This is a genomic window from Sporosarcina sp. P32b (genome assembly GCF_002743335.1).
GTDB lineage: Bacteria > Bacillota > Bacilli > Bacillales_A > Planococcaceae > Sporosarcina.
Genome location: NZ_PDZB01000009.1, coordinates 84419 through 105652, shown reverse-complemented (window position 1 = coordinate 105652; position 21234 = coordinate 84419). Strand labels below are relative to the sequence as shown.

Annotated in this window: 17 protein-coding genes and 1 other annotated feature; of the genes, 3 read left to right on the top strand and 14 right to left on the bottom strand. The window is 41.2% G+C overall.

Annotated features, from left to right (window positions below; genetic code table 11):
* Positions 1–321 precede the first annotated feature (321 nt).
* The gene (gene leuS, locus CSV64_RS08555; protein ID WP_099632749.1) at positions 322–2736 is read right to left on the bottom strand and encodes a leucine--tRNA ligase; all 2415 of its coding nucleotides are present in this window, start codon (positions 2734–2736) and stop codon (positions 322–324) included.
* Positions 2737–2816: 80 nt separating this feature from the next.
* Positions 2817–3034 (bottom strand) — a binding site (T-box leader).
* Positions 3035–3180: 146 nt separating this feature from the next.
* On the opposite strand from leuS, the gene mnmL reads away from it, so the two are divergent.
* Both mnmL and mnmM read left to right on the top strand, forming a co-directional pair.
* Complete coding sequence (gene mnmL, locus CSV64_RS08550; protein WP_029052824.1) at positions 3181–4134, top strand: tRNA modification radical SAM protein MnmL/YtqA; 954 nt, start codon at positions 3181–3183, stop codon at positions 4132–4134.
* Position 4135: 1 nt separating this feature from the next.
* Positions 4136–4744 (top strand): tRNA 5-(aminomethyl)-2-thiouridylate-methyltransferase MnmM, encoded by a 609-nt coding sequence (gene mnmM, locus CSV64_RS08545; RefSeq protein ID WP_369823451.1) that lies wholly within the window; start codon positions 4136–4138, stop codon positions 4742–4744.
* A 38-nt stretch (positions 4745–4782) separates the two neighbouring features.
* On the opposite strand, the gene CSV64_RS08540 is transcribed toward mnmM, so the two are convergent.
* The 6 genes from CSV64_RS08540 to CSV64_RS08520 all read right to left on the bottom strand — a co-directional run bounded on the left by CSV64_RS08540 (position 4783) and on the right by CSV64_RS08520 (position 10556).
* Positions 4783–5508: an SDR family NAD(P)-dependent oxidoreductase gene (locus CSV64_RS08540; RefSeq protein WP_099632748.1), complete on the bottom strand. Its 726-nt coding sequence runs from the start codon at positions 5506–5508 to the stop codon at positions 4783–4785.
* Positions 5509–5534: 26 nt separating this feature from the next.
* A complete protein-coding gene (locus CSV64_RS16965) occupies positions 5535–5669 on the bottom strand; it encodes a hypothetical protein (protein WP_255397634.1) in 135 nt (44 codons plus the stop codon).
* Positions 5670–5775: 106 nt separating this feature from the next.
* A complete protein-coding gene (locus tag CSV64_RS08535; protein WP_199168344.1) occupies positions 5776–6441 on the bottom strand; it encodes a 3'-5' exonuclease in 666 nt (221 codons plus the stop codon).
* 68 nt (positions 6442–6509) lie between these two features.
* Positions 6510–8438 carry a DUF294 nucleotidyltransferase-like domain-containing protein gene (locus CSV64_RS08530; RefSeq protein WP_099632746.1) on the bottom strand — a complete coding sequence of 643 codons (1929 nt, stop codon included), beginning with the start codon at positions 8436–8438 and terminating at the stop codon, positions 6510–6512.
* A 230-nt stretch (positions 8439–8668) separates the two neighbouring features.
* On the bottom strand, positions 8669–10216 hold the full coding sequence (locus CSV64_RS08525) for a solute symporter family protein (RefSeq protein ID WP_099632745.1): 1548 nt from the start codon (positions 10214–10216) through the stop codon (positions 8669–8671).
* A gap of 13 nt (positions 10217–10229) precedes the next feature.
* On the bottom strand, positions 10230–10556 hold the full coding sequence (locus CSV64_RS08520; RefSeq protein ID WP_099632744.1) for a DUF485 domain-containing protein: 327 nt from the start codon (positions 10554–10556) through the stop codon (positions 10230–10232).
* A 453-nt stretch (positions 10557–11009) separates the two neighbouring features.
* Between CSV64_RS08520 and CSV64_RS08515 the strand changes: the two genes are divergently transcribed.
* Positions 11010–11678 (top strand): GntR family transcriptional regulator, encoded by a 669-nt coding sequence (locus tag CSV64_RS08515; RefSeq protein ID WP_099632743.1) that lies wholly within the window; start codon positions 11010–11012, stop codon positions 11676–11678.
* Positions 11679–11724: 46 nt separating this feature from the next.
* On the opposite strand, the gene brnQ is transcribed toward CSV64_RS08515, so the two are convergent.
* From brnQ to CSV64_RS08480, 7 genes are all read right to left on the bottom strand, one after another.
* A complete protein-coding gene (gene brnQ, locus CSV64_RS08510) occupies positions 11725–13107 on the bottom strand; it encodes a branched-chain amino acid transport system II carrier protein (protein WP_099632742.1) in 1383 nt (460 codons plus the stop codon).
* Positions 13108–13439: 332 nt separating this feature from the next.
* Positions 13440–16514, bottom strand: coding sequence for an AAA family ATPase (locus CSV64_RS08505; RefSeq protein WP_099632741.1), 3075 nt, complete (start codon positions 16512–16514; stop codon positions 13440–13442).
* Entirely contained in the window at positions 16511–17665 is a 1155-nt protein-coding gene (locus CSV64_RS08500) for an exonuclease SbcCD subunit D (protein ID WP_099632740.1), read from the bottom strand. The genes CSV64_RS08505 and CSV64_RS08500 overlap by 4 nt, the downstream gene beginning before the upstream one ends.
* Before the next feature lie 106 nt (positions 17666–17771).
* Complete coding sequence (locus CSV64_RS08495; RefSeq protein ID WP_099632739.1) at positions 17772–18491, bottom strand: NAD-dependent deacylase; 720 nt, start codon at positions 18489–18491, stop codon at positions 17772–17774.
* A 126-nt stretch (positions 18492–18617) separates the two neighbouring features.
* Positions 18618–19622: an aliphatic sulfonate ABC transporter substrate-binding protein gene (locus tag CSV64_RS08490; protein ID WP_099632738.1), complete on the bottom strand. Its 1005-nt coding sequence runs from the start codon at positions 19620–19622 to the stop codon at positions 18618–18620.
* 27 nt (positions 19623–19649) lie between these two features.
* Entirely contained in the window at positions 19650–20405 is a 756-nt protein-coding gene (locus CSV64_RS08485; protein WP_099632737.1) for an ABC transporter permease, read from the bottom strand.
* On the bottom strand, positions 20338–21180 hold the full coding sequence (locus CSV64_RS08480; RefSeq protein WP_099632736.1) for an ABC transporter ATP-binding protein: 843 nt from the start codon (positions 21178–21180) through the stop codon (positions 20338–20340). Before CSV64_RS08480 ends, CSV64_RS08485 begins: the two co-directional genes overlap by 68 nt.
* Positions 21181–21234: the final 54 nt, after the last annotated feature.

Genomic DNA, 21234 nt, shown 5'->3' with positions numbered 1-21234 from the left:
CCAGCTGATAGAGCGGATAGCACGACACTTTGAGCGAGCAGCCCAGCCGATAGAGCGGATAGCGTGACACTTTGAGCGAGCAGCCCAGCCGATAGAGCGGATAGCACGACACTTTGAGCGAGCAGCCCGGCCGATAGAGCGGATAGCGTGATACATTGAGCGCTTAGCCCAGCCGATAGAGCGGACAGCACGACACTTTGAGCGCTTAGCCCCGCCGATAGAGCGCTTGACCAGCATGTTAGAGCACATAACCGAAAAATACGATCACAACAAAAAAAGCCGGTTGGAGAAATGAATCTCCAACCGGCTTTCCGCATTTCATTAACCCGCTACAATATTGACAAGGCGTCCAGGAATCGCAATGATTTTCTTCAATTCCTTACCTTCCATCCACTGCTTCACGTCTTCGTTCGCTAAAGCTACTTGCTCTAACTCTTCTTTCGAGCTATCTTTGTCTACAGTAATTTTCGCACGAATCTTACCGTTGATCTGTACCGCCACTTCCACTGTGTCGTCTACTAATTTTGTTTCATCAAATGTCGGCCACTGTGCATAAGCAATCGTGTCCGTGTGACCTAGTTTCGACCACAGTTCTTCCGCTAAGTGAGGCGTGATCGGTGAAATTAATAGCAAGAATCCTTCGATGTATGCTTTTGGCAACTTCTCCACTTTATAACTTTCATTGATGAAGACCATCAATTGAGAAATTGCTGTGTTGTTACGCATAGCTTCGTAATCTTCCGTAACTTTTTTCACTGTTTGATTATAGATTTTCTCTAGAGGTCCACCTGTTTCATCCGTCAATTTATCCGTCAATGTATTATCTTCATTAACGAGTAGACGCCAAATGCGATCTAGGAAACGACGGGATCCGTCTAAACCATTCGTTGACCATTCTTTCGATGCGTCAAGTGGTCCCATGAACATTTCATAAATACGCAACGTGTCTGCACCGTGTGAATGAACGATATCATCCGGGTTGATGACGTTACCTAGTGACTTAGACATTTTCACATGTCCTTCGCCTAAGATCATCCCTTGGTTGAAGAGCTTTTGGAACGGCTCTTTCGTTTGTACAACACCGATATCGAACAATACTTTATGCCAGAAACGAGCGTATAGTAAATGCAGTACCGCGTGCTCCGCTCCACCTACGTAAATATCAACCGGCAACCAACGCTCAGCCAATGTTGGATCAATGATCATGTCATCGTTATTCGGATCGATATAACGCAAGTAATACCAGCAGCTTCCTGCCCATTGTGGCATCGTGTTCGTTTCACGACGACCTTTCATACCTGTTTCCGGATCGACTACATTGACCCACTCCGTAATGTTTGCAAGTGGTGATTCACCTGTTCCACTCGGCTTGATATTGTCTGTTACCGGCAACATCAATGGCAATTCCGATTCATCGACAGTAGTCATCGTGCCATCTTCCCAGTGAATGACAGGAATGGGCTCGCCCCAATAACGCTGACGGGAGAATAACCAGTCGCGTAGACGATACGTAATTTTGCGTTCGCCCGTACCATTCTCTTCGAACCATTCGATCGATTTTGAGATGGCTTCTTCTTTTCCTAAACCATTCAAGAAGTCCGAGTTCACGTGCTCGCCTTCCCCTGCATAGGCTTCTTCTTCAATGTTGCCGCCTGCCACTACTTCCACAATTGGCAAATCAAATTTCTTCGCAAACTCATAGTCACGCTCATCATGTGCAGGAACCGCCATGATTGCACCTGTTCCATAAGTAGCCAAGACGTAATCCGCGATCCAAATCGGCATTTTCTCACCGCTTGCTGGGTTGATTGCATACGCTCCAGTGAATACGCCTGATTTGTCTTTAGCCAAATCTGTACGCTCAAGATCACTCTTTGATTTTACTGAATCAATGTATTCTTCGACTGCTTTACGCTGTGCATCGGTAGTAATCGAACTGACTAATTTATGTTCAGGTGCCAATACTGCATATGTCGCGCCGAATATCGTGTCTGGACGTGTAGTGAACGCTTCGAATGAATGCTCAGTATCCGCAATTTCAAACTTTAATTGTGCACCTTCAGAACGACCGATCCAGTTACGTTGCATATCTTTTAAGCTCTCCGGCCAATCCAAATCATCTAAGTCTTCTAACAAACGGTCTGCATATTCCGTAATACGCAAAACCCATTGGCGCATCGGACGACGTTCAACTGGGTGATTTCCACGCTCAGACAAGCCATCGATGACTTCTTCATTCGCAAGAACTGTCCCTAGTGCCGGGCACCAGTTGACAGCTACTTCATCGATATACGCGAGACCACGCTTATATAGTTGAATGAAAATCCACTGCGTCCATTTGTAATAGCTTGGATCCGTTGTATTGATTTCACGAGACCAGTCATAAGAAAATCCGAGATCCTGCATTTGGCGTTTGAACGTTGCAATGTTCTTCGCTGTGAATTCAGCTGGATCATTTCCTGTATCAATCGCATACTGCTCAGCAGGCAATCCGAACGCATCCCATCCCATAGGGTGCAATACGTTATATCCTTGCTTACGTTTGAATGCACTTAAAATATCTGTCGCGATATAGCCAAGCGGATGCCCAACATGCAGACCCGCGCCTGACGGATAAGGGAACATATCCAATGCGTAAAATTTAGGCTTGGATGGATCATCAATCATTTTATATGTATCGTGATCTTTCCAATACTTCTGCCATTTCTCTTCAATTTTCGTGTGTTGATAACTCATGTCCAAAACTCCTCCAATAAGATTCAATTTCTGCTTCATGTATTGGCGCGTACAGATAAAAAAAGACTCCCGTCCCTCTGTAAAGGGACGAGAGTCTATATAGTTTCCCGCGGTACCACCCAAATTGACGGATTATGCCGTCCAACTTGATTCCTTAACGCGGAGTACGGTATTAGTTACAAGTATTCACCAATACAGGCTCAAAGGCGAGTTCGTTCTTCACTCATACAGACTTGCACTAACCGTCTGCTCTCTAAAAAGTAGCGTAAGAAGTACTATTCCTCATCATGGCCTTCATTATTTTATTCAGTTTACCCGAAACGCAAGCTGAATACAAGCCTTCTCTGTTGCTTTTTGTCGTATACTAAATAGTTCCCGCGGTTTGTTGTGTGATATCCCTGTATATTCCGTGGTACAATGTCTGATGTAAAGGAGCTGTACATAATGAATGAAATCAATCTTCCGTTTCCAAGTGAAGGGAAACGATACCATACATGGTCAAGACATTTAAAGGATACATTCGGTTGTAAAATTGCGAAAGTAGCGCTTGACGCGGGGTTTGATTGCCCGAATCGTGACGGTACGGTTGCACATGGCGGCTGTACGTTTTGTAGCGTGGCAGGCTCAGGTGATTTCGCAGGAGATCGCGTAGATGCCATTGAAGTTCAATTTGCCGAAATCAAAGAACGTTCTCAACGAAAATGGAAAGATGCAAAATACATGGCGTATTTCCAAGCCTATACGAATACCCACGCCCCTCTTCCCGTTCTAAAAGAAAAGTTCGAAGCAGCGTTGGCACAAGAAGGCGTTGTGGCATTATCAATTGCGACGCGTCCTGACTGCCTACCGGATGACGTAGTAGAGTATTTAGCTGAGCTCAATGAACGCACCTATCTATGGGTAGAGCTCGGCTTGCAGACGGTTCATGAATCTACCGCAAAACTCGTCAACCGCGCGCATGATTTCGAATGCTACAAAGAAGGCGTCGACAAGTTACGTAAACATAATATTAATATTTGCAGTCATATCATCAACGGCTTACCTGGTGAAACCGAGGAAATGATGATGGAAACCGCTCAAGCCGTTGCTGAACTTGATGTTCAAGGTATTAAAATTCATTTACTGCATTTATTAAAAGGAACACCTATGGTCAAACAATACGAAAAAGGCAAACTTGAATTTTTAACGAAGGAAGCGTATATCAATCTAGTCGTCGATCAACTGGAAATCATGCCTCCTGAAATGATCGTGCATCGCATCACGGGTGACGGCCCAATCGATTTATTAATTGGACCGATGTGGAGCGTCACGAAATGGGAAGTATTGAATGGAATTGATCAAGAACTGGAGAGACGTAATAGTTGGCAAGGGAAAAAATATTTGCAAGAGGTGAAATAATGTGACAAACATATTGCTGCACCGCGTATTGCCGATAGCGAAACGGCTAATTACTGAACGCGTGCAGCCTGGAGATACAGTCGTCGATGCGACCGCTGGTAACGGCAACGACACACTCTTCTTAGCTGACTTAGTCGGTGACGAAGGACAAGTACTAGCATTTGATATTCAGCAACAAGCCCTTAAAACAACGGAGCAACATCTTGGTGAGCTAGCCAGTCGCGCTACACTCATTCATGATAGCCATGCGAATGTCCGCCAATACGTAGAGGGCGAAATTAGCGGAGCTATGTTCAACTTAGGCTATTTACCATACAGTGAAGATCCCAGTATCATCACGACGCCTTCATCTACGATTGCCGCACTCGATGCGTTACTTGGTTTACTAAAAAAGTCCGGCATTATCACGATCACCGTATACGATGGGCATGAAGGTGGAGCTGAAGAACGTGATGCACTGCTTGACTATGTCTCGACTTTGCACCAAGGTGATGTGCATGCGATCCGCTATGAATTGCTAAATCAAAGAAGAAACCCTCCATTTTTACTTGCACTCGAGAAAATGAAAGATTTTACAGAAGTGCGTACAGTAGAAGCTGGAGAATCATAAAACCCGTTGCCACCTAACATGGTGGCAACGGGTTTTAGTTAATCAAATTTACGGATATCTGCAATTGGATCAATTGTTAAAAAGTCTACTTCATTCACAAATCGCATTAGTTTTTCTGCAGTTTCAAAGGCTGAGCTTAACTGGCCTTCCCGCTTATACGCTTCAAAACGCTTCAAGTGTGGAAATTGGTGTTCAGATGATGAACGAATCGTCTCTTGCATCCCTGTATCGATAATGCCTGGTGCAATCGATACAATTCCAGTTGGATAATCCGCCATTTTCTGCTCCTCTGCAACGACACGTGAAAACTGATCAAGTCCAGCCTTCGTCGTACAATAAATCCCCCAACCTTCATACGCACTGCGCCCGGCTCCAGAAGAAATATTCATGATCTTTTTTGTTCCCTTGAAATCTTTCAATGTATCGATAAATGTATTCATTAAGTGAATCGGTGCCGTTAAATTCAATTTAATCGCTTGCTCCACTTTTTGAGCATCCAATGAACCTACCAAACTGATCGGATCTACCATACCTGCATTATTGATCAATGTGAATGAACTAGCTTCGTCCATATGTTGACTCACTATTCCTCCAAGAATGGCAGTCGCTCTCTCACAGTCTGCGAGATCTACTTCATACATCGTATGTAACTGATCTGGATTCGTCCGTGCCATACCGTACACTGTTGCTCCCGTCTCTTTAAATTGACTAAGTAATTGTTGACCGATTCCTTTTGAAGCGCCTGTAATGATGATAATATCCATTTGTATCTGCTCCCTTTCTATACGAATCAACTAATTAGTGATTCTATGTATGTTGTTGCACCTTCCACTGTCTTAGTTGGTAACTCAAAAAATAGTATCCAGCAATACACTGCAATAGCCACTATAATGATGATCAATAAAATCGCTTGACGTTTATTCATTATTTCACGTCCCCCACCCATTCGACTCTCTACTTTCTACTATATCATAATAAACAAACGAGTCCGTCACTCACGTTTCATTGAATGACAAACCCGTTCACTGAATTTAAGATTGAGAAACAAATGTATGTGCTCCACCATTTTTAATACGTAGTAAATCTGCCAGCGTCTTCACGCCTTGACGATCGAGTTTTCTTAGTAATGCTGTAAATACATGCGCTGTCGTCAACGCATCACCTAATGCACGATGGCGTTCAAAAATCTCCGTGCCGAATAAACGTGCATAGTCTTCCAAGTCCTGCTGTTCACCCGTAGGATTCAAATAATTAATCAAATGCATCGTATCGAATGATGTAGGGGTTTGAAATGTACATTTCTGACGACTTAATTCTTTCTTAATGACCATTTCATCAAAACTAACATGGTGCCCAACCCACCCTGCGCTTTTATGTTTTTCAATAAAAGCAAAATATTCTTCGATAGCCGGAAGAGGCATCGGTGCATGGTCGACTTGTGATTGCTGTATAGTCGTCAGTTTGCTAATAACAGGAGGAATATCTCTGGATGGATTCACGAATGTTTGAAATACATGATCCGTAACCTCAAATCCTTCAACTTGTACGGCACCTATCTCAATCATTCGATCGCCTGCACCAATAGCAAAACCGGTAGTTTCTGTATCAAATACTGTAAAGTTCATATCTTGCAGCGGCGTATTTAGTTGAATTGATTGCTGTAATTCGTATGTCAATTTCTTCTTTTTCCAAAACACGATATCGCCCCCTACCTCTATAGTACATTATGCGCCAATTTTGTACAGGGACCTTTATCTATATTATCTTAAAGTTTTGATAATAAATGCGTTTGAAGTGCTCTGACTGTATCTAGCGTTGTACGTAATTCGTTCAATTCCCATCTTCTCAGCTTGCGCAAGTCGATTTCTGTAGATATTTTCTCCCCGCGTAAATGTTTCTCCCACGACATGGAAATACGAATACTCAAGGATATTTCATACGCATGGCGAATTTCTTCCGCAAAGTCTTTAGTGAATTTCTTCTTTTTCTGCAAAGCCGATATAATCTCAAGAGGTGTCGCGTTGATAATCCCATTATTGACCGCTAAGATTTGCAAACAATGATGAAGCGGGAATAAAGCATGTTTCTTAATATCAATCACATCCGCTTTACTGCGGCCCCTGAAAATGTTCAAAAAGTTTTGTTGCAATTGTGGTATCGGTTTTTCTCTTTCCTGTTGTGCCATATAGTAAATAAACGTAGCAGATTTTCTTAACAAATCATGGACCATTTCAATAAACCGATCATTGACAGCAGTTTCACCGTAGAGGAATCGGAATGACAGGAAGTTGTATCCGAGCAAGATTTGTTCAGGTGTAGATTGCAGCGCCCATTGGCGAATACGCTCGTGCCAAATTGCCATCGTGCCACGCCACTGCGATTCACTAGCCATCATGAATCCGATACACCTAGTATATCCAGCTTGCTCAAGATGAACGACAATTTCATTGCCCAGAAGTTCGAAATAGTTCTCTACTTGTTGAGACTCTTCTCTCGTTACATCTTCATAAACAAGGAAGTGGTCCTGATCTGTCAGCATAAACTGCTCTCCACGTGCACCACTGCCCATCTGGTACCAGGCAAACGCAACAGGTGGTCTACCTTTCCCTTGATCTTCAAGTGACTGCACAGCCAGCATAACGCAGTGCTTAGCTAGACGATCATAGAACTTCGTAATGATTTCCAATGTATGGATCGTGGATATTTCATCCTGTATTAAGTTGGACAACACATCGTAAATCGCCGCTTTAACAACAGGTAATTTTTCAAAGGAAGCTTCTTCTATCGTTTTTAAAATATTCATGGAGTTACGATCGCGTTTCGTCATCAACGTAGCAAATGTCACGATCCCTATAGGCTTGCCTGCTTTGACTACAGGTAAATGCTTGATACCATGTTTATAAAATTTAGTCAAAGCCTCATAATAATAATCGGATACCTTGATCGTATGCGGTTTTTTCGTCATGACATCTTTTGCCTTAAGTCCGATGGGAGAACCTCCACCCGCTATTACTCGTTCGACCAGATCTTTTTCCGTTACGATTCCAAGTAGTTTACCGGACTGATCTGTAACAATAATGGAACTGATGGAGTGTTTAATCATCAATTCAGCGATTTCTCTCGTTTCCGCTTCCGCATGGATTGTCACCACTGGACTGCTCATGAAATCCTGTACTCGACGGACATACGGTTCACTTTCACCATATTCGTCAGCCAAACGAACTTGCTCCCCTAATGAAGTATAGACATTCGCTAAACGAATCGACATTTTGCGCAAGACATAATCGCGCACATTTTGATCGTCCATCCGATGCTTAATTACTTCATACGGAACTTGGAGACAAACGGAGCCCTCTGCCACGACCATATCAATATGATGTTTATCCAATGGTCGAGCCATTTCCCCTAAATAGTAAGCAAAGTTGGAAAAGCCAATGATTTCATTTTCTTGAATAAACTCCAGTGTTACCGAGCTGCCATCTTGTCCTTCTATCTGAACCTCCGCAGACCCTTTCAACACAATGAGCAACCCTTCTTGGGGTGTTTTGAAATAGTTAGATTTCTCCGCTTCTTCATACATTCTCAGCTTGCATTCAAGCAACAACTGTTCAAATTCCTTGTTTGGCGTGTTTATAAATAACGGATTTTCATGAATTTTATCATACCATTCCTGATCTTTCACCATCTTCAGCATTTCAAAACCCCCTGTTTCGTATTAGCTATCACACGACTTCACTTCATATTATTCAAATGCAAATGTCATCAGTACCTATATGTTTCCTCCTAGTACTCTTCAAGCGGGAATGTTCCATAAACAATCAATGTCTAGCCTACTTCTGCAGTGTGTCATTTTAATAAAAAATGGCCCCCTCTTCTGTCGTGCTTGTAGAAGAGAGAACCATTTGTTGAAAATCAAGCTAGTTATTAAAGATCGAGCTCTTTGTAGCCAGTTTCTGCTTTGAAACGAACTTCTGCATATGAAACTTCATCTTTCTCGTGACGTTTAGAGCTAACAAGTGTACCAATAACTGCAGCAAGGAAACCTGCAGGGACGGAAACAATAGCCGGGTTAGCATACGGGAAGATTGGATTACCAGTGATTAGAGTAGCACCTTCAACTGGGTTCATTACAGAAGGACTGATCGCAACAAGAACTAACGCAACGATAAGACCTGTCAACATAGATGCAACCGCACCTGTTGTATTGAAACGCTTCCAATAGATTGTTAAAAGAATAGTTGGTACGTTTGCGGATGCAGCAACACAGAATGCTAGTGATACTAAGAACGCAACGTTCAACTTTTCTGAACCAAGTGCTAGAAGGATAGAGAATACACCGATAGCGATGGAAGCCCAACGCGCAGCATTTACCTGTTGTTTCTCTGTTACGTTACCATTTTTAAAGATTTGTCCATAAATATCGTGAGCGATTGCAGATGCACCTGAAAGTACAAGGCCTGCAACAACTGCTAGGATTGTCGCGAAAGCAACAGCTGCTACGAAGGATTCAAGTGCGTCTCCGCCAAGAACTCCAGCTAGCATTGGCGCTGCCATGTTACCTGCGGCGTTTTCTGCAATGATTGCGTCTGCTCCAACGAATTTAGCTGCGCCAAATCCAAGGAAGATCGTCAATACATAGAAGATACCAATAATCCATACAGAATAAATTACGGAAGAACGTGCTGTTTTCGCATCTTTAACTGTGAAGAAACGCATTAAGATGTGTGGAAGACCAGCAGTACCTAAAACTAGTGCGATCAATACTGATATAAGACCGATTGTGTCTGTGTAGACAACACCTGAGTGAAGGAATGCTTCACCATGTGGAGTAGCAGTTTTCATTGTCTCGAACATGCTGATAAAATTGAAGTTAAACTTCATAAGTACCAAGAAGGAGATAATGATTGTCCCCAACATCAAAAGAATTGCTTTTACGATTTGTACCCAGCTTGTTGCAGTCATTCCACCGAATAGAACGTAGATTAACATCATCGTTCCAACGATTAGAACAGCAATCCAATACTCGATACCGAATAATAATTTAATAAGAGCTCCTGCACCAACTAATTGTGCAAGCATGTAGAACATTACGATTGTAATTGTGTTCAATGCTGCTGCTCCACGCACTTTCTTAGCGCCGAAACGAGCACCAATCATATCTGCCATCGTAAACTTACCCAAGTTACGTAGTGGTTCAGCAATCAAGAATAAAACAACTAGATAAGCTGTTAACCAACCAATACTATAGTAGAAACCATCAAATCCGTTAAGTGAAATCGCACCTGCGATACCTAGGAACGATGCGGCTGATAAGTAGTCACCAGCAATCGCCATACCATTTTGCCAACCTGTTAATGAACCACCGGCAGTATAGAAATCACTTGCGGTAGTCGTTTGCTGTGCCGCCCAGTATGTAATGTAGAGCGTCAGCGCAATTACTGCGAAGAATATAACATATGAAATCCAACTCATGAACTAAACCCCCTTATTTTAAAACATTTTTCTCTATAATCTTATCTACTTCAATATCAAATTGTTTTGCTTTGTTCATGTAAATGGATGTGAATATCCATACCATCACGAACATAGAGAATGCATAGATCCAAGTCCATGTCATCGCACCAATTGCAGGTTTTTCTAAAATTTTTGTATAACCAGTTAATAATGGAAGAAGGAAGTACGCCGCGAAGAAGAAAACAACATACGGTCTAGAGAAGTTTTGCTTTCTTTTTACAAGACCTTTAAAGTCTTCTGATTGAACGAGCTTTTCATAGTCCATCGTGGATTTCCCACGTGCCACTTGATTAGTCATTAGTTAATCCCCTTTCTATTTTATATTACGAAGTAAAGTAGTTCATATTCCCCCCATTTCACTGAAACCGCTTTCATCATCAAGCTAAATCGATAATGTATTACAGCGTATTCGGATATCCATTTGTTATAGTACACATGTAAACGATACCAAACGTTTACTAGATTTGCAATGACTTTTTAGAAGATTTGTAAAATTTGATCTACTAAAGGAAGCAAATCCACTATAGACATTAATCTATCAAATACAAGCGGAAACTACAAGAACTATTTGCATTTATCTCAACATTTTTAAATATTATCTTATATGACGTTATGAAGATTTCCAATTATTTCTTTGAATTTTGCTTAATACTGTTAAACAACAGAAAAAAGTTGTAGTATATTGTATATTGGTTATCAGTAAAAATAGCTTTACGTGAAGACAACTTTTGGAGAAAGATGGTGGGATAAATTGCCTATACCAACTAACCATGCACTACCCATACGAAAGACGGCCAAGGAAAATGCGTTTAGTCAACTGCAAAAATGGATTATCGATGGTACCCTACAGCCCGGAGAAAAGTTAAATGACGTTGAATTAGCAGAAGCACTTGGAGTAAGTCGGACACCTATACGGGAATCACTACAATTATTAGAAGTTCAAGGATTTGTTCAAATGTTTCCGGGTAAAGCAACCCAAGTGACAGATGTAGATCGTGAATCTATTTCAGATTTGCTCCCTCCACTCGCTGCGTTGCAAGCATTATCAGCTGAACTTTGCATACCCAATCTAACTGAAAGTATTATTAAGAAATTACGTGAAACGAATAAGAAATTCGCGCTAGCAGTTGAAAAGGAAGATTATTTCCAAGCTTTGAAAACAGATGAAAAATTCCATCAAATCATTGTAGACACAGCGAATAATCCATATATTTCTTCGATGCTTGTCTCATTACAAGCCCATGTACGTAGACTCTTCTTTCATAATTCCATTATACTGACGGAGAAATCGATTACAGAACATGATCAGATTATAGATTTAATGAGTAAGCGTGATGGTGAGCAAGTTACAAAAGTTATGAGGGAAAATTGGTTACGCGCGATCGAGGAGTTTCATTCGATTGAAAAAGTCGATTCGTAAATAGATAGGAAAACAGGATCCGGAATAATCGGATCCTGTTTTCATTTTATGCTTTTTCATTTGTAGAGATCACTTGGACACTTTGCGCTCTTTTATTGTTTACTATCGCTACAATAGCCGTTACAACTATCACAATCAATACTGGAACTAACCAGCCGATACCTTCTGTATAGTATGGGATGTACGCTGTATACGCCTCTTGTACAGTCTCAAGCCAATTCGGCATAGGCTTCTCTACTAGTGAATAAAATTTCACAAGCGCTTCAATGAAACTGACAAAGAAAGCCGTTATGGTCGCTGTTCGATATACCAAACTGGATTGATGGAATAAAGGGCCAGTGAACGTCAACAGAATTAAAACCATTGCCAGTGGATAAAGTAGAACGAGTACAGGAAGCGAGTAATTAATAATGTTCGCTAAACCGAAATTCGCTACGACCAAACAAAATACTGAAAAGAAAACTACAAAGAATTTATAACTTATTTTCGGGATAATCGTATGGAAATACTCTCCACATGCAGTCAGTAGCCCTATAGCCGTTGTTAAACAAGCAAGCATAATCACTACACCGAGCAACACTAGACCTGTTGTACCGAATAAATGCGAGGAAGTTTCACTTAACACAGAACCTCCACCATCCAGATAGCCAAATAAATCAACCGATGTGGCACCCAGATAAGCAATACCGATATATATAATGGCTAAAAATCCAGCTGCTACAAATCCTGTCTTAACCGTAGAAGCCAATATTTGCTTCTTACTAGTAATGCCCATTGCACGCAATGCGTTAATCACAATGATTCCAAATACTAACGAAGCTAGTGCATCCATCGTGTTATAGCCTTCAAGAAAACCTGTAAAGAACGGCGTTTCATTATAAGGCGCTTGCGATACTTGCGCACTTCCCATCGGACTAAGAAGAGTCATACCAATTAAACCAATCAATATGATAATGATAAGTGGCGACAAATACTTACCGACCCGGTCGACAATTTTTGCAGGGTTCAATGATAGCCACATGCTAATACCAAAGAAAGCTAATGTAAATATAAAACGTGCGAGATCGATTGAAAATCCGTTTAAAAATGGCGCAACACCAATATCAAATGCTACAGCTCCTGTACGTGGTGCTGCAAAGAAAGGCCCAATCGTTAAGTAAAGTATCGCTGTAAATAGAATAGCGTATACTGGGTGAATTCGGCTTGCTAAGTCTTGCAAATCTTTCCTTCCAGAAAAACCGATAGCCAATATACCTAAGAAAGGCAAACCTACTCCAGTAAACAAAAAGCCGGCCATCGCTTTCCACGTTTGATCTCCAGCTAGCTGTCCTAGCTCTGCAGGGAAGATTAAATTACCTGCTCCAAAAAACAATGCGAATAGCATAACCCCAATAACGAGACTCGATGAAAATGATAATTTCTTCTCCATATGTATAAAATTCCTCCCAAAGTCAACAGCACTTATTTGTATGCAATATATCACGTTCCCTTATATTACTCTTCCCTATTTAGAAAATCAACAGCCAGTCAAATCATTTAATTTTTGTCTATATTGCTAACTTACTGACTATTTAAGCTGAATTACAATAGAGTTCTCAAAACAGAAAAAACTGACCTCAAAAGAGATCAGTTTAGACTAATAAGAAAATAAATGTAAACAACTAAATTAAATAGAAAGCAGTTTTGGGTTTCCATAGCAGAGTCGATTAACAGTGCCACGCTACTCCCCCAAAACTTGCCTACGATTCAAAAACTATTCCATCAAGTCAAAACAAATTTCGTCTTGCTGTAACCTTCTTTCAACTTGGTTACTTGCAATGTAGCAGGTATAGCCTCTTTCATTTCATCGATATGTGAAATAATACCGATCATTCTACCCGACTGTTGAAGAGCGATCAGTGTATCAATAGCTTTTTGGATAGCCTCCTCATCCAATGCACCAAATCCTTCATCAATAAACATCGTCTCCATACGAACAGCACCTTGGAAGCTTTGAATGACATCTGCCATACCCAGCGCCAAACATAAGGAGGCGTTAAACTTTTCACCACCTGATAACGTCTTAACGTCTCGTGTCTGTCCTGTATACGCGTCATGAACGTCAATACCTAATCCACTTTGTTTCCCTCTGGTTTCCTGACGATCACTGCGGACGAGTTCATATTGTCCATTTGATAGGTCGCGAAGACGAATATTCGCTGCTTGAATGATACGCTCTAAATACTCGATTTGAATATAACGCTCAAAGGAAATCTTCAAATGGTTTTGACCGCGGACTATATCATAGAGATTCGCAATCTTTCCATAGGTCTTTTCTAGCTCTGCTTCCTTAGTTTTACTTGTTTCTAATTCATTATGAAGATCCTGTGCCGCTTGTTCCCATGCCTTTGATTGATTGTACTGCGCAAATGCTTCTTCATATTGTGTTTTCAGCGCTTCTACTTGTTGCTCTATGATTTCAATATCAGTTGGCTGTTTGCCTTCAACTGTCTTTTTGAGTTCTTCTATGGAAGATTTTAACGTATGAAGCGTTTGGGCAAACACTTGAAGTTGTTGTTGTATAGCCTGGCGTTTTGACGTTGGCAGTTTCACTTGTATATACTTCTCTTCCGAAGTAAAGCCCTCTTCGGTCAGCCGTTTTGAAAAGAAAGCCGAACTTTGATCCAATTTCTCTTTCATATCCGCTAGAGACTTTTTCTCCAGAACTTCACGAGATTCCCATTTTGTTACCTCAGTTGAAGCGTCTTGTAAGTTCTGTTGAACAGCCTTCCAAGCACTTTCAAGTTTCTGACTAGTTGTTTCTTTAGATGCAATTTGTTGTTGCAATGCGGATAGTTCCTGTAAGTTTTCAGGAATCTTAGTGAGTGCATAGTTATAGAGGGCTCGCTTCGTTTCAAGCTCTCCTTTTGATTCATTTCGCTGCAATTCTAATTTCTTCATTTCTTCGGTAAGTTCTTCCATGGACTTTTCCGCTTCATTTATCTTGTCTTTCTTTTGTTTCAATAACTCTCGCTTATTTCTAAGGACAGCTACTTTCTCCGTCAGTTCTACATGTTCTTTTTGATAATCGCGATGCAAATCTACTTGGTGCTCTTTCAATTCCGCTTCAATTAATTCAATACGTTGCTGGACTTGTTGCAATTCCGCTTGCTTAGTATGGAAAATCTGTTCTTTATTCGTTAACTCCAGCTTAGCCGTGTCTATTTGTTGCTTTGATACGTGCTCGGCTTCTACACCACCAGCTTTAGCTGGATGGTCGATACTCCCGCAAACTGGGCAAGACTCTCCATCATGAAGTGAAGCAGCAAGAACTACCGCCTGATTACTAATCCAACGATTCTCAAGGGCTTGATAGGCATCTGTATAATGCCCCACTTGTTGCTTAGCCGTTTCATACTGCGCCTCAAGTTCTTGTCGTTGTGCTAGTTGTTGGCTGTATGAAGCTACTAGTTTTGCAATGGCTTTGCTAATCGCAAGTTGGTCCAACAACTGTTCATATTCTTCTAATGAAGTTTCCAACTCTTTAATTTCATTTTTTTGAACTATAATAGATTCTTTTTGTTGCGTGGATGATTGCTGATTTACTAGCAAGGATTTCTCCACTTGGTCGACCGTGTTCTTGAGTGACTCTAACACTTGACGTTGTGCAGTGAGTCCCGAAACGGTTGGAAGTAAATTATGTAGCGTAAGCAACTGTTCTTTTACTTCATTTCGCTCAGATTCTTTCGCTAGTTCCTCATTGTAAGAAGCCTGTGCGGACACTAGCTTTTCTTCTGCATCCGCTAGAAACGTAACAGCATCAGAGTAGCTACGCTCTTTCTTCTGCCATTCAATCTGATTCGTCTTTACTTGATGTTCTACATCTTCTAATCTCGCAGCCCGTTCAGCTTGCTGTAATTGCTGTTCAAGACTTTTCATCTCTAGTTGTTTCGCCTGCAAGCCATCTAATTCGTTTTGTCGTTGGAGCAGCTTTGTAAATTGTTCATTAATTGAACGCGCATCATGTAGCGCCTGTTGTTTTTCGTTATGAAAGGTATAGAGTCTAGTGTATTCTTTATGTGTTTCTTTAGATTGCGTCTCATGATGTGCATGTTCTTGTTGAAGACCTAATACGAGCTGATAGTAATTCGGGTACTCTGACTGTAATTCTGTAAAGATTAAAGAGTCGCGCGCAGGTAACTTTGCTGGAATTTGATGAAGAATCGCATCACTCATCTGTTTTTCTCGAAGGTATTCCACGTTCGCTTTTTCTTTTTTCACTTTTAACCGTTCAACAATTTTCTGATACGGTTCAGTTTTAAATATTTTACGCATGATCGCTTCTTTATTCGCTGTATCAGATGTCAAGAACTTACGAAATTCTCCCTGAGGCAACATCATGATTTGACTAAATTGTGCATGCGTAAAGCCTAACAATTGTTCAATCTTATCATTTACTTCGGTAACAATTTGGCGATCAACCGCCGGAATGAATTGCCCATCTTTTTCTTCAAATAATTCACAGCGACCTAAAGTATCCGATTTATTGCCCTTTTTTCTGTAAGGAATTTGACGCACGACTCGGAATCTACGCTTATGGATATCGAACGTCAATTCTACAGTCGTCTGAATTTCATCGTCTGCAAACTGACTGCGCAATGCTTTCGTATCGGTGCGATCCTCTCCACTTGCCTGTCCGTATAATGCGAAGCAAATGCCATCGAAGATCGTAGTTTTTCCTGCACCCGTTTTTCCGGAAATGACAAATAAACGATGATCTTTCAAATCACGAAAATCAACTATTTCCTTATCTTTATACGGCCCAAATGCCGTCATCGTTAATGTAATGGGTTTCATGCACGATCTTCCTCCTTCATAACATCCCACAAAACTTCAGCGAATAGCTCTTTCGTTTCTTCATCTACTTCTTCGCCTTGAAGTTCTTTAAAGAAGGAAGCAAACATCGTTTGGTCGTCTTCTTTTTTCTCCACATTAACTGTTCCGCCTAGGCTGTCTGTAGAAGAAGCAAATAGTTTACGTTCTACATGCATCGCATTCGGAAAGACGGAACGAATTTTCTCCATCGGTTGTATGACCGGCACCGTATCCAGCAGTTTGACGAACACATAATCTTCATTGTGTGGCATCTCTACTATATCTTCCATCGTGCCTTCAACTGTTCGTACATCATGAAGAGGAGTCAGTAGCCTTTTCTCAATTTCCACTTCGCCATTTTCTCCTAACTCCACAATGAGGTAGCCCTTTTGATGATTCTCTTCGGAAATAGAATACTTTAATGGCGAACCAGAATAACGAATAGTTTCATTGCCTACAAAATGCGCCTGATGTAAATGACCAAGCGCTGTATAATGAAACGGCTCAAATACATCTGATGAAATATATTCAGCTCCACCAATCGATAATGGTCGTTCTGCGTCACTAGTATTCTCTTCTTTCTCACCATGCTTCGTAATGAACGCGTGACCCACTAGAACATGTCGAGCATCTTTGTCCATTGACTGTTCTATACGCTCGATGATTTTTTTCATAGCTTGCTGATGACTAGAAATCGACTCATCTCCGAGCACGTGACGAACGATCGAAGGATCTGCGTATGGAATTAAATGAAAATAGACATCACCATATTCGTCTTGGAGCTTTATTGGTGACAAGTGCGGAGATAATTCTCCTGTTATGTATAACCCTTGATTTTTCATGAACGTACTTCCAAAATGAAGGCGGCTAGGGCTATCGTGGTTTCCTGCAATAGCCATGACAGGAATTTTCAAATCGATGACAATTTCCTGTAAAACCTCATTCAACAGCCCTACCGCTTCCGTTGGCGGTATTGCACGATCATACAGGTCCCCCGCGATAATGATCGCATCCGGTTGTTCTCTCTTAATTTCTTCTATAAAGGCTTGTAAAATATAACGCTGATCTTCAGTCATATACACTCCTTGCACGAGCTTGCCGAGATGCCAGTCTGCAGTGTGGAAAATTTTCAAGATGTTTCCCCTCTCTTTATCTGTAAAAATGGAGACAAGAAGAATAGCGTACTAGAGAAGTGGTATAAAAATTACTCGTCTACTACGCTCATTCTTCTGTCTCAACTTACTTACTATCTACTTTTTGATCTGCTTCATTCAGTATTTCTCCAATTTTACGTTCATTGATAACGAGATCGGCAAAGCGATCCATTTCTGTAGGTTCCATATTGATAATGACCAACTTCGCGCCTTGCTCTTTTGCGATCAATGGAAATTGATTTGCAGGTGTAACGGTTAATGATGATCCAAGGACAATGAAAAGATCTGCTTTCTCACTTTCAAATATCGCTTGAATAAATGCTTCTTCCGGCAACATTTCTCCGAATAACACAACGGACGGACGTAACGTACCGCCACAATCGCAGTAAAACTCATCAAGTTCGTAACGTTCGTTCCCATATGCTTTTCCACATGTTTCACAATGGACATTGCGAAGGGTGCCATGAAGTTCCATGACGTTTTTCGAGCCCGCCATCGTATGGAAACCATCGACGTTTTGCGTAATAATTCCATTGATCAAACCGTCTTTTTCCCACTTAGCTAAAATATCATGTCCTTTATGCGGTCCTGTTTCTTTTGCCGCAATGACACGTTGTTTATAAAACTGGAAAAACTGTTCCACTTGCTGATTGAGAGCTGTTACGCTTGCCACTTTGGCAGGATCTTCTGTTTCCCACATGCCCGTTTTAGCGGAACGAAAATCGGGTAGCCCGCTTTCTGTCGACATCCCTGCTCCTGTGTAGACGATAGTACGTTTCGATTCGTTTAATAAATCTGCCAGCACTGTCCTCATCCTTTCAACTAGCGAAATTATGTTCTATCTATATACTAGCATATCCTGTTTTATCGCTACTTATCAAACGATACGGACATAGAAAAACGAGTATCCACAATGGATACCCGCTTGGTATTAGTTTGCTGTAATTTTTTTAATTGCTTCAAGATCAATCAAGCCATCAATTTCATTCGTCTTGATATAATCTGCTTCTTGACTAATATCAGCCATCTCTTGCAATACCTCTTCATTTACATCTGTAGTCACTTCAATTCGAGTGAAAGCTGCTTCTAATTCATCACTAGCTATTTCTTTACCCGTTAGGTCTTTGATGTGCTTCACTACTAGTTCTTGTGCTTTTTCAGGCTCATCACGAATGAACTGAACTGCTTTTGCGTGAGCTGTTAAATAAGCTGTCGATAGTTTTTCATTTTTCAAAAACGCATCGCTTGTTGCGACAACAGTGTTCGTAGATTCTTTACCCCAAGCAAAATCTTCCCAATCGAGAATCAGTTTGCCACCTGCTTGATTTTGTAAAATATATCCCCAAGGCTCTTGTGTTGCTGCTGCATCAACTGAATCTTGAATAAATAAGGTAGCTGTATCCGCTGGTGCCGCTGCGAAAAACTCAACTGTTCCACCGTTAGCTTTTGCCTTTAGATCCACATCTTTCAACGCTTTACGCAACATAACATCCTGTGTACTACCAATTACGGGAATCGCAACTCTCTTGCCGTCTAGATCCGCCAATTCATTAATTCCACTTTTACCGTTAGCTACCAATACCGCACCGCCGTTTACTGCGCCAGAGACAATATGATACTTTGGATCTTTTACATAATAATTAATTACAGGTCCAGGTCCAACTGTTCCGATATCAATGGAATTAGAAGCCATTGCCTCCATGAATAATCCACCGTTACTCACTGTCTTCGTTGTGATCTTGATATCTTCACCGAATTCTTCTGCGAAATAATTATTCTCTAGTCCGACAATTGTTGCGATATGTGTTAAATTTGGAAAGTATCCAATCTTTACTTCCTTTTTATCTGCACTGCCTTCTTCTGTTTTCCCACATCCTGATAAAATCCCCACAATTGCCAATACAGAAAGCAGTACACCTAATCGTTTCTTATTCATATAATAATCCCCTTTTCTTTGAGCGTGTTACGCCCGTATTCCCCATTTTCTTTCTACACTGCGTTCCAAACGTAAGAATAATACATTATCCATAATCGTACCGATCACACCAATGATGATCATGACAGAAATAACTAAATCCATTTGACCAAGTGCGCGTCCTGATTCTAGTAGTTGACCGAGACCGACGCTCGCACCTAATAGCTCCCCTGCCATGAGTGCGCGCCATGAGAATGCCCAAGCGATACGTAAACCAGAAATCAATTGGGGTACGGATGCTGGCAAAATCACCGTCCGCAAAAAGTGAAAGCCACTAGACCCAAGTGATTTAGCAACGCGTTGGTATAATACCGGTACGTTTTTAAATCCGCTCGTTGCATTGACGATCATTGTCCAAGTAGCCCCTAGTGTAACGATAAATAAAATAGCAAAATCATTGAGTCCAAACCAGATAATTGCTAGCGGGAACCAGACGATACTTGGAATAGATTGTAAAGCTGTTACAAGAAAACCAAGTGTGTCTTCCACTATTTTGTAACGCCAAATTAAATAACCAAGCACCAAACCAAGTATGGAAGCAATGGTGAATCCGATTAATAATCTGCTTAGACTTGCACCGATCGCAATCAGGATTTGACCGGAGATGAGACCAGAAATTAAGGTCGACATGACTTGTGTAAAACTCGGAAACATAAAATCGGGTAAATCCGATAGCTTAGATGTGACTTCCCATATCGCCACTAGTATCCCGAGAAACACTATTCGTCTTAAAGCTGTAGTCATCGCCCATCTCCTCCTTCAACACTTTCTCTATTTCTTCTTGAAGCTCAGCTAAAATCTGCTTTTCAAGTTGCAACGTCACATCACTCGGCATAACGCCATCCTTTGAATCATTTGAAATAAACGTTTTTTTGATTTTCCCTGGACGTGTCGCAAAGACGACAATTTTTTGTGAAAGCAATACTGCTTCCCGAATATTATGCGTAATGAAGAGTACCGTTACTTTTGTTTTTCTCCAAATATCCAATAGCTCCTTATGAAGCACCATGCGTGTCTGTTCATCCAATGCTGCGAAGGGTTCATCCATCAACAAAATATCTGGCTCCATCACAAGCGCACGGGCGATCGCTACACGTTGCTTCATTCCTCCGGATAATTGATGCGGATAAGCATCTACGTAATTTCCTAAGTGCACCATTTTCAGCATGTCAATCGCTTTTTGTTCCGCCTCTTTCTTTGACATCTTCTTTAGATGTAATCCGTATGTAACGTTATCGAGGACTGTCAGCCAAGGAAATAACCCCGCTTCTTGGAAAACGACTACTCGATCTGATCCTGAACCTTTTACTTCTTTACCGTTAATGCTGATTTTCCCTTGATCCGCTTTTTCCAGTCCCGCAATTAAATACAACATAGTCGACTTGCCGCAACCAGAAGGACCTACAATGGAAACAAACTGTCCTTTTTCTATTTCCAGATTGATGTTATCCAGTACTTTGACCGTTCCCTTTTCTTTGTGGGGAAAGCTCTTTTCAATGCCTTCAATTTCCAAATACATGTCGATTCCCCCTCGTAAATACTTTTCGTTTCATCGCGTTTTTTAATTCCTACT